Annotated in this window: 1 protein-coding gene; it reads right to left on the bottom strand. The window is 66.4% G+C overall.

Annotation, left to right across the window (positions count from 1 at the left end):
- Positions 1 to 3: 3 nt before the first annotated feature.
- Positions 4 to 420: response regulator (locus tag HUW62_RS47895; protein ID WP_176438245.1), on the bottom strand; the 417-nt coding region annotated here is incomplete at its 5' end.

A 420-nucleotide genomic window follows, 5' to 3' on the forward strand; every position in this document is an offset into this window, starting at 1 on the left:
CGCTCACTCATGCTGGCCGACCAGGGACTGGATGGCTTCGAGCAGCTCGGTTTCCTGGTAAGGCTTGCCGAGGTACTGGTTGACGCCGATGCCCAGCGCGCGCTCGCGGTGTTTCTCGCCGGTCCGCGAGGTGATCATGATGATCGGCAGGTTGCCCAGGCGTTCGTCGTGACGCACCAGGGTGGCGACCTCGAAACCGTCCATGCGCGGCATCTCGATGTCCAGCAGGAGGATGTCCGGACGATGCTCCTGGAGCTGGGCGATGGCGTCCACGCCGTCCTTCGCGGTCAGCACGTTCATGCCGTTGCGCTCCAGCAGGCGGGTGGTGACCTTGCGCACGGTGACCGAGTCGTCCACCACCATGACCAGCGGCGGCCGCTGCTGCTCGCTTTCGCTCGCCGCCATTTCCTGGCGCAGCGC

This window comes from Myxococcus sp. AM011, assembly GCF_013372595.1.
Classification (GTDB): domain Bacteria; phylum Myxococcota; class Myxococcia; order Myxococcales; family Myxococcaceae; genus Myxococcus; species Myxococcus eversor.